Raw genomic sequence first — 12,376 nt, forward strand, 5'->3', positions numbered from 1 at the left:
CTGCATGCTGACTTTATACCTCGATTAGGAACCACAATGACCGCCACTCTGATTGCTGAGCAAACACCAACTCCCGCGAATGATGCGCAAAACATCCTCGAAGATGTATTTGGCTATCAAAGCTTTCGCGATGGTCAGCAAGAGGTCATTGATTTGGCTGTTCAAGGCCGAGATAGCTTGGTGATAATGCCGACGGGTGGTGGTAAATCTTTGTGTTACCAGATCCCTGCTTTAGTTCGTGAAGGGCTGACCCTGGTTATCTCACCGCTTATCTCGTTGATGAAAGACCAAGTCGATCAGTTGAAAGCCAATGGTGTGGCAGCCGAGTGTATTAACTCTTCCATGCCGCGTGATCAGCTACTGAGTGTGTTTAATCGCATGAACTCAGGTCAGCTTAAGATGGTTTATGTGTCACCAGAGCGCGTGTTGATGCGTGATTTCATTGAACGGCTACAAGGTTTACCGCTTTCGATGATTGCGGTCGATGAAGCGCACTGTATCTCCCAATGGGGACACGACTTCCGCCCGGAGTACGCGTCATTGGGTCAGCTTAAACAGTATTTCCCGCACGTGCCTTATATGGCGCTGACGGCAACAGCTGACGATGCAACGCGCAAAGATATTGTTTCGCGCTTACAGCTGGTGGATCCGCATACCTATTTGGGCAGCTTCGACCGTCCTAATATTCGCTACAATCTTGTTGAGAAACACAAACCAGTGTCTCAGGTGGTTCGCTACCTAGAAACTCAGAAGGGCAATTGTGGCATCATCTACTGTGGTAGCCGTAAAAAAGTCGAGATGGTCACCGAGAAGCTGTGCAACAACGGTATTCGTGCTGCGGGTTATCACGCGGGTATGGACACCGATGAGCGCGCTTACGTTCAAGAAGCCTTCCAACGCGATGATATTCAGATCGTTGTCGCGACGGTGGCGTTTGGTATGGGCATCAACAAACCTAATGTACGCTTTGTGGTTCACTTTGATATTCCACGCAACATCGAGTCTTACTATCAAGAGACTGGCCGTGCGGGTCGTGATGGCTTGCCTGCTGAAGCGATGATGCTGTTTGACCCTGCTGATATGGGCTGGCTGCGTCGTATGCTGGATGAGAAAGAAGAAGGCCCGCAAAAGCAGGTTGAGATGCACAAGCTGAATGCGATGAGTGCTTTTGCTGAAGCGCAAACTTGTCGTCGTCAGGTACTGCTCAACTACTTTGGCGAATATCGTGAGAAGCAATGTGGCAACTGCGATATCTGCTTAGATCCGCCAAAACACTTTGATGCGACCCAAGAGGCGCAGAAGGCGTTGTCGTGTGTGTACCGTGTGAATCAGTCATTTGGTATGGGCTACGTCGTTGAAGTGATGCGTGGCATGCAGAACATCCGTGTGCGCGATAATGGTCACGATAAGCTCTCAACTTACGGTATTGGCCGCGACCACAGCCATGACTACTGGATCAGTATCTTCCGTCAGCTCATTCATAAAGGCTTGTTGTTCCAAAACATCACACGTAACTCGACCTTGCAGTTAACTGAAGAGGCACGCCCATTGCTGCGTGGTGAGATGTCGCTAGAGTTAGCGGTGCCTCGTCTCGACACCGCGGTACGTAATGCTAAGTCAGACAAGTTAAGCAGCAAGAACTATGATAAAAAGCTATTTGCAAAACTGCGTAAGCTGCGTAAGTCAATTGCCGACGAAGATGGCTTACCCCCATACGTGGTATTCAGTGACGCAACATTGATTGATATGGCAGAAGTTCTGCCGACTTCTTACGGTGAAATGTTAGCGGTAAATGGTGTGGGCCAGCGTAAGCTCGACAAGTACGCCGACCCATTCCTAGATTTGATTCAAGAACACATCACAACACACGGCTAATAACAGAGGTAATAAATGGAATTTGGTTTACGAGAGTATTTAGCAGAAGAAGGGCGCTTATTGGTGACAACACCGAGCTTTGACTTCGACTCTTACCCTGAAATTGGCGAACACCTAGTGAACTTGCTATCAGCTACGGTTGCTGAAAAGCAGTGGGATGCTGACATGCACTCATGGCTGGTGGATTTTGAAGGGTGCCAGATGTTCTTGAAATCAGAGCACTACAGTGAATCTGTGTGGTTTGAATCTCTTAGTCCAGAAGCGAGCCGTGAAGAGTTCGATTATCTAGCCGCTTTGTTCAAGCGTGGCTTCTAACTGTTAAAATTGCCTTTAAACCTATTTTCTCGCTACTGAGCTTCAAACACCTTCTAGCAATAAAAGTGAGAATAAACGTTTGCGTTTGTTCTCACCGTTGCAGCTAAAATTGATTAATGTATAATCGCCCGCCGCTCGATAGAGCAAATGATAGATACATTTTTCATTCACATTATTGGTAAGAGCTTTCTTTGTTTCGATAGAGAAATGACTCGATTTGGGTTCCCTCACCCCCAAACCAAACTAAAAAGGTACAGCATGAGTAACTTTACCCCTGCGCAACAGCGCAAAGCCCTAGCATTATTAGTTTTGTTCCACTTAGTGATCATTGCATCAAGCAACTACTTGGTTCAGCTACCTTTTACCATCTTCGGTATGCACACCACTTGGGGCGCTTTCACTTTCCCATTTATCTTCTTAGCAACAGATCTGACCGTTCGCATTTTTGGCGCTCAGCTTGCTCGTAAAATCATTTTCTTAGTGATGTTGCCTGCACTGGCGGTTTCCTACTTCTTGTCGGTGGTGTTCTTTGAAGGGCAATTCCAAGGCTTTAGCCATCTGGGTGAATTCAACTTATTTGTAGCCCGTATCGCAGCCGCAAGCTTCATGGCTTATTTGCTTGGCCAAATCTTAGATGTTCATGTTTTCAACCGCTTGCGTCAGCTTAAGCAGTGGTGGATTGCGCCAACCTGTTCAACGCTTTTTGGTAATGCTATTGATACCATCGCATTCTTTGCGATCGCTTTCTACCAAAGCCCAGATCCATTCATGGCCGAGCATTGGACTGAGATTGCCTTAGTCGATTACGGATTCAAACTTATCATCAGCTTAGGCTTGTTCGTGCCTATGTACGGCGTGCTTCTGAACTACATCGTTAAGAAGTTAACCGCTGTGAACCCTGACTTTAAAGCGACAGGTGTTAATGTGTGAGGATCAGATTAGAAAGGCATTAGTGCAAAGATAATAAATAGCCCAAGTTAGTAGACTAACTTGGGCTATTTTACTTTTAGTGTCAGATATGATTATACGAGGCATTCAATAGAAAGTGGCCAGCCAATGTCTGTTTGTCGATTCGATTCAATCTCTAGCTCTGCAGCGGTCAGCGGGTTGTCGGCTAGCCATTGCTTAGAGAGTGTTAGAGTCAGATTATTATCGTCAGCCGTTAGCGTAAACTCAGGCTCTAGCTCTGGATTACGACGATGCGTTAATAGAATCGCTAGGCGCAGAATACGTAGGATACGTTTACTGCTTGTGCCTGATACTGCGTGTTGCTCTGGCAGTGATGTTAGCTGTTCACGGTAGCGTCGCGTTAATTCACCTAGGTAGTGTTTCTGTGCGCGAGTGAAACCAGGTAAATCTAGGTTCTGTAGTAGGTAAGCACTGTGTTCACCACCTTTCTTGAAGTCGATGGTTAAACCGATTTCATGAAGTTTGGCTGCAGTTTGCAGTAGGACACCAGCTTGAGGTTCTGACACCCAAGTTTCGCCGCCTGCCTGCTCTAACAGAGCCTGCGCTGCTGCTGCGACTTGGTCACCGTAGCTTACGTCCATCTGGTAGCGTGATTGAACGCTCTTGATGGTGCGAGCTCGGATATCGTCTTGGCGCAGCTCATCAACCATCTCGTAGGCTAGGCCTTCACGGAGTGCGCCGCCTGCGAGTGTCATTGAATCGATTTCAAGCAGCTCAAAAATCGCAATAAGAATAGAAAGACCACTTGGGAACACTAGTGCGCGTTCAAGGGTTAACCCTTCTATTTCTAGCTCTTCCAAGCGCTCAGTGATCATCGCTTGTTTCTGTAGGCGCTTAAGTTTGGCATGAGTAATAACCTCATCCATGCCTTGCGCTAACATGATTTCTTGCAGTGCCTGAACGGTACCACTGGCGCCAACACACACATCCCATCCGATATCGGTGTAGCTATCTAGAATCGGAGCCAACGTCGACTTTGCCGCTTCAATGGCGTTGTTAAAGTTGGTTGCGGTTAATTGGCGATCTTTAAAGTGGCGTTCAAGCCAAGTAACACAGCCCATTTTTAAGCTGGTCAGTGCTTTCGCCGAGAAGCCTTCACCGATGATCATCTCGGTACTTGCGCCACCAATATCGACTACCAGTCGGCGGCCGCTGCCACCTGAAGTGTGTGCCACGCCCTTATAAATAGTCGCAGCTTCTTCTTCACCAGAGATAACATTGATGTCGTAACCAAGAATCTGGTTCGCTTTCTCTAGAAAGATATCCACATTGATAGCAGTACGTAGGGTCGCTGTACCTACAATGCGGATATTTTCTTTCGGAATATCTTGCAGTCGCTCTGCAAAGAGACTCAAACAGTCCCAACCGCGCTGCATGGCTTCTGCACTAAGCGCATTATTTTCATCTAAGCCTGCAGCTAAACGCACTTTGCGCTTAATCTTAGCCATGGTTTGTACGCTGCCATCGATATGACGCACAACGAGCATATGAAAACTGTTCGACCCGAGGTCGATTGCAGCGTAAAGCGGGGGTGACACTGTTTGACTCATAAGCGACTAAGCTTCCTTGTTGTGACGCGGTTGGCGTGGGCGACGGTTCTGGTTTGGTTTACGGTTACCGTTACGTGAGCCATTGTTGTTTGAGCGGCGTTGTTGCGGGTTACGTGTGCGTAAGCGCAATGGTGCTGGTAGATCTTCTAGCAGTGCAGAAGCGTCGTAGTCAGACACTGGGATCGCGTGCTCAATGTACTCTTCGATTGGTGGCAAGTTGATTGCGTAATCTTCACAAGCAAAGCTGATCGAGTGACCACTTGCACCAGCACGACCTGTACGGCCGATACGGTGAACGTAATCTTCACAGTCGTCAGGTAGATCGAAGTTGAATACGTGCGTTACTTGAGGAATGTGTAGGCCACGAGCAGCAACGTCGGTTGCAACCAGTAGGTCAACATCACCTTGAGTGAATTGCTCAAGAATCTTTTCACGTTTCTTCTGTGGTACATCACCAGTCAGCAGACCAACACGGTGACCATCGGCAGCCAAATGGCCCCAAACTGATTCACACTTGTGCTTGGTGTTAGCGAAGATGATAGCGCGCTCTGGCCACTCTTCTTCTACTAGTGTCTGCAGCAGTGCCATCTTGTGTTCGTTAGAAGGGTAGAACAACTCTTCTTTAATACGGTGGCCTGTTTTACGCTCTGGCTCAACAACAACATGCTCTGGGTTATGCATGTGCTCGAAAGCCAACTCTTGTACACGGTAAGACAGAGTCGCAGAGAACAGCATGTTCAAACGATCTTTAGGCTCAGGCATACGACGGAACAAGAAGCGGATGTCTTTAATGAAGCCCAGATCGAACATACGGTCTGCTTCATCCAGTACTACTGCTTGAATGTGGTTAAGGTTAAATACCTTCTGCTTGTAGAAATCGATAATACGGCCAGTGGTACCAATTAAGATATCTGCGCCTTCTTCGATCTTACCTAGCTGCTTGTCGTAGCTTTCGCCACCGTAAGCCAATGCTGCTTTGATACCAGTGCTTGCGACTAGGGATTCAGCATCGTTGTAGATCTGAATCGCGAGTTCGCGAGTAGGTGCCATAATAATCGCACGTGGCTGGTTAGGCTTGCGCCCTTCATGCTCAGGTGTTTTTAGTAGGTGGTTAAAAGTAGCAGTAAGAAACGCAAGCGTTTTACCAGTACCCGTTTGGGCCTGGCCTGCAATGTCTTGGCCGGTGAGCAGTACCGGGAGCGCCAAGGCTTGGATAGGGGTACAATAATCGAACCCTTTTTTCTCCAATCCTTCAATGACTTGCGGAAGTAAATCCAAGTCGGCGAACTTTTGCTCTGTGATATGCGTCTTTTTCATTGCTATAGAATATCAGCTTAAGCTTGCAATACGAAAGTAAATACATTCCAATAGGGCATCTATTTACTGGTTATCATCCAACCAGTTCTAAAAAATACATTGGAGTGGAAGATGAGTGATAAGATTTTGCAGCTAACTGATGACGGTTTTGAGAACGATGTGATCAACGCTGCAGGCCCTGTTCTTGTTGATTTTTGGGCAGAATGGTGTGGCCCTTGTAAGATGATTGCGCCGATTCTTGATGAAATCGCAGACGAGTACGAAGGCAAGCTCACTATCGGTAAACTTAATATCGACCAAAATGCTGGAACACCACCAAAGTTTGGTATTCGCGGCATTCCAACGCTTCTTCTTTTCAAAGATGGCGGCGTAGCAGCGACTAAAGTTGGTGCATTGTCTAAAACTCAACTTAAAGAGTTCCTAGACGCTAACCTATAATCAGGTGAGCATTTGATAAAGAAACCGTGCAGTTAACAAATGCACGGTTTTGTTTTTTCTAAGCTATGGACTAGTCTTAGTTTTAGTGCTAATTTATCGCACGTTAATTGAACGAATTTCTCTTCTTGGTCGATCCTGTGACCGAATCCCTCTTAACTAGAAAACAGATCTTATTTTGACTAAACAAGCATCCACCACAATGAATCTTACAGAACTGAAGAACAGACCTGTGTCTGAACTTGTTAAACTTGGCGAAAGCCTAGGCCTTGAAAACCTAGCTCGTCTAAGAAAACAGGACATTATCTTCGCTATCCTTAAAGCACATGCAAAAAGTGGTGAAGACATCTTCGGTGACGGTGTTCTTGAAATTCTGCAAGACGGTTTTGGTTTTCTTCGTAGCGCAGACAGCTCGTACTTAGCGGGTCCTGATGATATCTACGTATCACCAAGTCAGATTCGTCGTTTCAACCTACGTACTGGTGACTCAATTGCCGGAAAGATTCGCCCACCTAAAGATGGTGAACGTTACTTTGCTCTACTGAAAGTAAACACGGTAAACCACGACAAACCAGACAACGCTCGTAACAAGATCCTTTTTGAAAACCTTACCCCTCTGCATGCTAACGAACGCATGGTTATGGAACGTGGTAATGGTGCGACAGAAGATATCACGGCTCGTATCCTTGACCTTGCATCTCCAATTGGTAAAGGTCAGCGTGGCTTGATTGTTGCTCCGCCAAAAGCGGGTAAGACAATGCTTCTGCAAAACATTGCGCAAAGCATCGCTCACAACCATCCTGAGTGTGAACTAATGGTTCTACTTATCGATGAGCGTCCGGAAGAAGTAACAGAAATGCAGCGCCTAGTTAAAGGTGAAGTAGTTGCTTCTACATTCGATGAGCCAGCATCTCGCCACGTACAAGTAGCAGAAATGGTTATCGAGAAAGCGAAGCGTCTTGTTGAACACAAGAAAGACGTGGTTATCCTTCTGGACTCAATCACTCGTCTAGCGCGTGCATACAACACGGTAGTACCTTCATCAGGTAAAGTACTAACAGGTGGTGTGGATGCAAACGCACTTCACCGTCCTAAGCGTTTCTTCGGTGCAGCTCGTAACGTTGAAGAAGGCGGTAGCTTAACTATCATCGCTACAGCACTGGTTGATACTGGTTCTAAGATGGATGAAGTTATCTACGAAGAATTCAAAGGTACAGGTAACATGGAACTGCACCTGAACCGTAAGATTGCTGAAAAGCGTGTATTCCCTGCGATTGATTTCAACCGCTCTGGTACTCGCCGTGAAGAGCTTCTTACTAAGAACGATGAACTACAGAAGATGTGGATCCTGCGTAAGATTGTTCACCCAATGGGCGAAATCGATGCAATGGAATTCCTTATCGACAAGCTAGCAATGACGAAAACGAACGATGAGTTCTTTGACGCTATGCGTCGTCAGTAATCTTGATTAGCTGATAGTTATTAGAAAGCGCTGCCCTCGGGTAGCGCTTTTTATTTGCATTTTGTAGCGGCAGCTTGCAGAATGACCAAAAGTGTTACAAGGAAGTTAAAATGCAACATGGACTGTTGTCATCATTACTCTTGTCTACTTCACTGTTACTTTCACCGGTCGGCATCGTTAATGCCACCGAGATGTCTCCACATACAGTAGAGTCTTGGCTTGAGAATGATCAAGTAAAACTGAAAACTGCTGAATTGCTCGAGTTTGTCGTGCGTGACGAAGTGAATTCGCTGCGCTTTGCACTTGAGCGTCTGACATTTCCCCAACAAGAGGTGGCTCGTTACCAACTCTTGAAGAAGCTCGAACAGCAAAAAATCGTACTCACACCGAAGATGTCTATCTTTGTGGAGCAACAGCTCGCTATTACGCCAACCTACCAGGTATTAGAGCGTGGTGATGGCTATGAGTTTACGGTGCCAGCCTTTAATTATCCTTCGATAGCAAACCGCTTAATCAAACAATTCCGTGCTGATCAAAATACATTGGTGTTTGTGCTCGATGCAGAGAAACAGAACCTCAACCTCAAAGAGTGGCTAACTGGCTCTGAGCATCAGGTCCAAACTCGAGAAGCGCTACTCATAAGAGAATTGGATAGCTTATCGCCAGAGGCCGTGAATTACTTAGCGAAACAGCTAACGGAGTCACCGATAGTCAGCTGGTTACCCTCTACCGAAGTAGTGGTTCGATTGGCACAGGTGAGCGAAGACCCGGGTGTCTATCAAATCCTCTGGAAGATGAAAGCCGATTATCATAGCCAAGCTGAGCTGGTTCGTCTCGCTGAGAGTAAATCCCCATTTGCCTTAGAGCAGGTGATGGCTGCAACGAAAAACCCAAGATTAAAAGAAGAAGCGATTACTTTGCTGACGAGAGTGAACCCACTTTCAGAAGAGGTGAAAGACTTTTTAGTTTCTCGCATGGCGATCGCCGATGATGCGCCATTGGTCGCTCGTGAGTTGGCAAAACAAGGGCACACCAACTGGCTACAAGACCTAGTGAATGATAACCCACAAGTCAAAAGTTCAGTGATACAGCAAGTGCTTCCGTAACTGGGTTTTACCTCTCAATAACCTTACTAAAAAGGGGGATCTCACGATGCCCCTTTTTGATATACTGAGCGCAGAATAATCAGCATGTAGAAGTTCTATGAGTTTTAAAGATTTACGTGATTTTATCGACCATCTTGAAAGTATTGGTCAGTTGAAACGCATTTCTCACCCAGTCGACCCAGACTATGAAATGACCGAAATTAGCGACCGTACTCTACGTGCTGGTGGCCCGGCTCTTCTGTTCGAGAACCCGGTAGGTTATGACATGCCTGTTTTGACCAATTTATTTGGTACTCCCAATCGTGTTGCGATAGGCATGGGCCGTCAGGAAGTTAAAGAACTGCGCGAAGTGGGCAAGTTATTGGCTTACTTAAAAGAGCCTGAGCCGCCGAAAGGTTTTAAGGACGCGATTGATAAGTTACCCGTGTTCAAACAAGTATTGAACATGCCAGCTAAGCGTCTTCGTAAAGCAGCGTGCCAACAAGTCGTGTGGCAAGGCGACGAGGTCGACCTAGATAAAATCCCAGTAATGAGCTGTTGGGCTGATGATGTCGCACCACTACTTACTTGGGGGTTAACGGTTACTCGCGGCCCGAACAAGAAACGCCAAAACTTAGGTATCTACCGTCAACAAAAGATTGGTAAGAACAAAATTATCATGCGTTGGTTGGCTCACCGTGGTGGTGCGCTGGATCTACGTGACTGGGCTGAACAGAACCCAGGTAAGCCGTTTCCAATATCTGTTGCGTTTGGCGCCGATCCTGCAACGATTCTTGGCGCGGTAACGCCAGTGCCAGATACCTTATCGGAATACGCGTTTGCTGGTCTGCTGCGTGGTAGCAAAACTGAAGTGGTTAAATCGATCAGTAATGACCTAGAAGTCCCAGCAAGTGCTGAAATCGTGATGGAAGGTTACATCGATCCGAATGAATTCGCTGACGAAGGGCCTTACGGCGATCACACTGGTTACTACAACGAGAAAGAAAAGCACAACGTGTTTACCATTACTCATGTAACCATGCGTGAGAACCCGATTTACCACAGTACATACACAGGTCGCCCGCCAGATGAGCCTGCAGTATTGGGTGTTGCATTGAATGAAGTGTTTGTTCCTATTCTTCAAAAGCAATTCCCGGAGATAGAAGATTTCTATCTACCACCTGAAGGTTGTTCGTATCGAATGGCTGTGGTGACTATGAAGAAGCAATATCCAGGTCACGCTAAACGAGTGATGATGGGCGTATGGTCTTTCTTACGTCAATTCATGTATACCAAGTTTGTATTGGTGTGCGATGAGGATGTTAACGCTCGCGATTGGTCACAAGTTACGGCTGCGATGTGCAAACATATGGATCCGTCACGTGATACCTTGATGATAGAGAACACGCCAATTGATTCGTTGGACTTTGCATCACCGGTCGTTGGGTTAGGTTCTAAGATGGGCTTAGACATCACTAAGAAGTGGGATGCCGAGTTAGCATTGTCGCCTGATGTGCAATCTACTCCAGAAAACAGTGATCATATCGAAGGTGGTTTAGCTGAATTAACCAAAGTTCATCCTGAAATTATTGATATTCACCTGCAGAACGATAATGCCAGCATGGTTGTGGTATCGATAGATAAACAAGCTGCAGGTAATGGTAAGAAAATCATGGAAGCGGTTTGGTCTCAATTTGATGAGAACAAGTTCGTTGTCGTCTGTGATGGTGATGTTAACGTGAGCGACTGGAACGACATCATCTGGGCGGTAACCACCAGAATGGATCCAGCTAGAGATACCTTATTCCTTCAGAACGAAATTGGGCACTCCAAAGTGGGGCTCGATGCAACCAATAAGTGGGAAGGTGAGTGTTTGCGTGAGTGGGGCGTTCCAATCACAAAAGATCCTGAGCTGGTCAAAAAGATTGATAGCATCTGGGAACAACTAGGAATTTTATGAGCTACCAAGTAGTCTTGTACCCAGAAAACATCAGTTTCACCGTAGAAAAAGGGCAAACGGTCTTGGATGCTGCGCTCAACAGCGATATCTATTTCCCTAACCGTTGCCAAGTTGGCGCATGTGCTATGTGCATGTGCAAAAAATTAGAAGGGCAAGTGAGTTACCACCTTGAACCCATGCTCACAGAGAAAGAGCAGCAACAGGGTTGGATTTTCGCTTGCCAAGCATTTGCAGAAAGTAATTTAGTTCTAACCTTTGCCGATTAAGGGTTAGTGAGAGGAAGAACATGACTATTAAATGTAAAGTTAAGTCTATCGAGCCTTTGGCTTGTAACACTTACCAAATCCTGCTTCATCCAGAGACACCAGTTGCCTTTAAAGCTGGTCAGTACCTGATGGTTGAAATGGGTGAGAAAGATAAGCGTCCATTTTCAATTGCGAGCAGCCCTTGTCGCCATGAAGGTGAACTAGAACTACATATTGGTGCAGCTGAACACAATGCTTATGCATTAGAAGTGGTTGAAGCAATGAAAAAGGCACAGGCTGAAGATGGTGATATCGCGATTGATGCGCCACACGGTGATGCGTGGATTAAAGAAGAGAGTGAACGCCCTCTACTATTGATTGCTGGTGGTACGGGTTTTAGCTACGTACGTTCGATTCTGGATCACTGCATTGCACAAAACAGCAAGAAAGAGATTCACCTTTACTGGGGTGCAAAAGACGAGTGCCAGCTATACGCGAAAGAAGAGCTTGTCGATATTGCAGAAAAGCATAGCAATGTACATTTCGTACCTGTAGTAGAAGAGGCGCCGGAAGTTTGGCATGGCCAAACTGGTAATGTGCTTGAAGCAATTACACAAAGCTTCGAGTCACTGGCTGATTTTGATATCTATATTGCAGGTCGCTTTGAAATGGCGGGCGCAGCAAGAGACCTATTTACACAAAATAAAGAAGCAAAGCGTGACCATATGTACGCAGATGCTTACGCGTTTATCTAATAATTCCTTTAGATTTAGTGCAAAAAGAGAGCAGAAATGCTCTCTTTTTTATATTTAGGTGAACTATTAGACACTTAACCTCTATTTATTCATTTTTTATGAAAAAGTAGTTGCTAAGCTGAAAGGGTTCCCTATAATGCGACCCCACTGAGACGGCAGGCGCCATAAGGCTTCAGCAATAATCAGTAAGACGGAAAGCAACAAAAAATTAATTTTCAAAAAGTGTTTGACACTGAATGTTAATTCGCTAGAATGGCCGTCCACTTCGAGAGGCTCCTTACTAAAAAAGAACGCTCAAGAAGTTAAGCTCTTTAACAATTTAAACCTATCAATCTGTGTGGGCACTCGTTGATGAATATCAAAAAATGAAACTTCGGTTTCAACTTGATTTCAATGAACTGAGTGACC

Annotated in this window: 11 protein-coding genes; 9 read left to right on the forward strand and 2 right to left on the reverse strand. The window is 46.0% G+C overall.

Annotated elements, in window-relative coordinates; translation table 11 throughout:
• Positions 1-36 precede the first annotated feature (36 nt).
• From recQ to F0228_RS23715, 3 genes are all read left to right on the forward strand, one after another.
• Positions 37-1,875 (forward strand): ATP-dependent DNA helicase RecQ, encoded by a 1,839-nt coding sequence (gene recQ, locus F0228_RS23705; protein ID WP_008221506.1) that lies wholly within the window; start codon positions 37-39, stop codon positions 1,873-1,875.
• A 15-nt stretch (positions 1,876-1,890) separates the two neighbouring features.
• Positions 1,891-2,190 carry a DUF3630 family protein gene (locus F0228_RS23710; RefSeq protein WP_171762899.1) on the forward strand — a complete coding sequence of 100 codons (300 nt, stop codon included), beginning with the start codon at positions 1,891-1,893 and terminating at the stop codon, positions 2,188-2,190.
• A gap of 258 nt (positions 2,191-2,448) precedes the next feature.
• Complete coding sequence (locus tag F0228_RS23715) at positions 2,449-3,120, forward strand: 7-cyano-7-deazaguanine/7-aminomethyl-7-deazaguanine transporter (RefSeq protein WP_061034316.1); 672 nt, start codon at positions 2,449-2,451, stop codon at positions 3,118-3,120.
• A 92-nt stretch (positions 3,121-3,212) separates the two neighbouring features.
• Here the strand turns inward: F0228_RS23715 and gppA are convergent, their stop codons facing one another.
• Positions 3,213-4,709: a guanosine-5'-triphosphate,3'-diphosphate diphosphatase gene (gppA, locus tag F0228_RS23720; protein WP_171731689.1), complete on the reverse strand. Its 1,497-nt coding sequence runs from the start codon at positions 4,707-4,709 to the stop codon at positions 3,213-3,215.
• Positions 4,710-4,715: 6 nt separating this feature from the next.
• Complete coding sequence (gene rhlB / locus F0228_RS23725) at positions 4,716-6,026, reverse strand: ATP-dependent RNA helicase RhlB (protein ID WP_061034318.1); 1,311 nt, start codon at positions 6,024-6,026, stop codon at positions 4,716-4,718.
• A 111-nt stretch (positions 6,027-6,137) separates the two neighbouring features.
• Here rhlB and trxA point away from each other — a divergent pair, with 111 nt between their 5' ends.
• The 6 genes from trxA (at position 6,138) to fre (ending at position 11,968) form a co-directional block, all read left to right on the forward strand.
• Positions 6,138-6,464, forward strand: a complete 327-nt coding sequence (gene trxA / locus F0228_RS23730) for a thioredoxin TrxA (RefSeq protein WP_004741193.1) — start codon at positions 6,138-6,140, stop codon at positions 6,462-6,464.
• Between the two features lie 199 nt (positions 6,465-6,663).
• Positions 6,664-7,923, forward strand: coding sequence for a transcription termination factor Rho (rho, locus tag F0228_RS23735; protein WP_004741192.1), 1,260 nt, complete (start codon positions 6,664-6,666; stop codon positions 7,921-7,923).
• Positions 7,924-8,033: 110 nt separating this feature from the next.
• The gene (locus tag F0228_RS23740; RefSeq protein ID WP_171731690.1) at positions 8,034-9,029 is read left to right on the forward strand and encodes a hypothetical protein; all 996 of its coding nucleotides are present in this window, start codon (positions 8,034-8,036) and stop codon (positions 9,027-9,029) included.
• A gap of 97 nt (positions 9,030-9,126) precedes the next feature.
• Complete coding sequence (ubiD, locus tag F0228_RS23745; protein WP_171731691.1) at positions 9,127-10,968, forward strand: 4-hydroxy-3-polyprenylbenzoate decarboxylase; 1,842 nt, start codon at positions 9,127-9,129, stop codon at positions 10,966-10,968.
• Complete coding sequence (locus tag F0228_RS23750) at positions 10,965-11,234, forward strand: 2Fe-2S iron-sulfur cluster-binding protein (RefSeq protein ID WP_008224727.1); 270 nt, start codon at positions 10,965-10,967, stop codon at positions 11,232-11,234. Before ubiD ends, F0228_RS23750 begins: the two co-directional genes overlap by 4 nt.
• Before the next feature lie 20 nt (positions 11,235-11,254).
• Positions 11,255-11,968, forward strand: coding sequence for an NAD(P)H-flavin reductase (gene fre / locus F0228_RS23755; protein WP_004741188.1), 714 nt, complete (start codon positions 11,255-11,257; stop codon positions 11,966-11,968).
• Positions 11,969-12,376: the final 408 nt, after the last annotated feature.

Origin of the sequence: Vibrio sp. 99K-1 (assembly GCF_013114585.1) — a bacterium.
In the GTDB taxonomy this organism is placed as follows: Bacteria; Pseudomonadota; Gammaproteobacteria; order Enterobacterales; family Vibrionaceae; genus Vibrio; species Vibrio chagasii_B.

Bases quoted from the DNA above. Each gene is read 5' to 3' on its own strand.
- recQ (WP_008221506.1), top strand. From the start codon at position 37: ATGACCGCCACTCTGATTGCTGAGCAAACACCAACTCCCGCGAATGAT.
- F0228_RS23710 (WP_171762899.1), top strand. From the start codon at position 1,891: ATGGAATTTGGTTTACGAGAGTATTTAGCAGAAGAAGGGCGCTTATTG.
- F0228_RS23715 (WP_061034316.1), top strand. From the start codon at position 2,449: ATGAGTAACTTTACCCCTGCGCAACAGCGCAAAGCCCTAGCATTATTA.
- gppA (WP_171731689.1), bottom strand. From the start codon at position 4,709: ATGAGTCAAACAGTGTCACCCCCGCTTTACGCTGCAATCGACCTCGGG.
- rhlB (WP_061034318.1), bottom strand. From the start codon at position 6,026: ATGAAAAAGACGCATATCACAGAGCAAAAGTTCGCCGACTTGGATTTA.
- trxA (WP_004741193.1), top strand. From the start codon at position 6,138: ATGAGTGATAAGATTTTGCAGCTAACTGATGACGGTTTTGAGAACGAT.
- rho (WP_004741192.1), top strand. From the start codon at position 6,664: ATGAATCTTACAGAACTGAAGAACAGACCTGTGTCTGAACTTGTTAAA.
- F0228_RS23740 (WP_171731690.1), top strand. From the start codon at position 8,034: ATGCAACATGGACTGTTGTCATCATTACTCTTGTCTACTTCACTGTTA.
- ubiD (WP_171731691.1), top strand. From the start codon at position 9,127: ATGAGTTTTAAAGATTTACGTGATTTTATCGACCATCTTGAAAGTATT.
- F0228_RS23750 (WP_008224727.1), top strand. From the start codon at position 10,965: ATGAGCTACCAAGTAGTCTTGTACCCAGAAAACATCAGTTTCACCGTA.
- fre (WP_004741188.1), top strand. From the start codon at position 11,255: ATGACTATTAAATGTAAAGTTAAGTCTATCGAGCCTTTGGCTTGTAAC.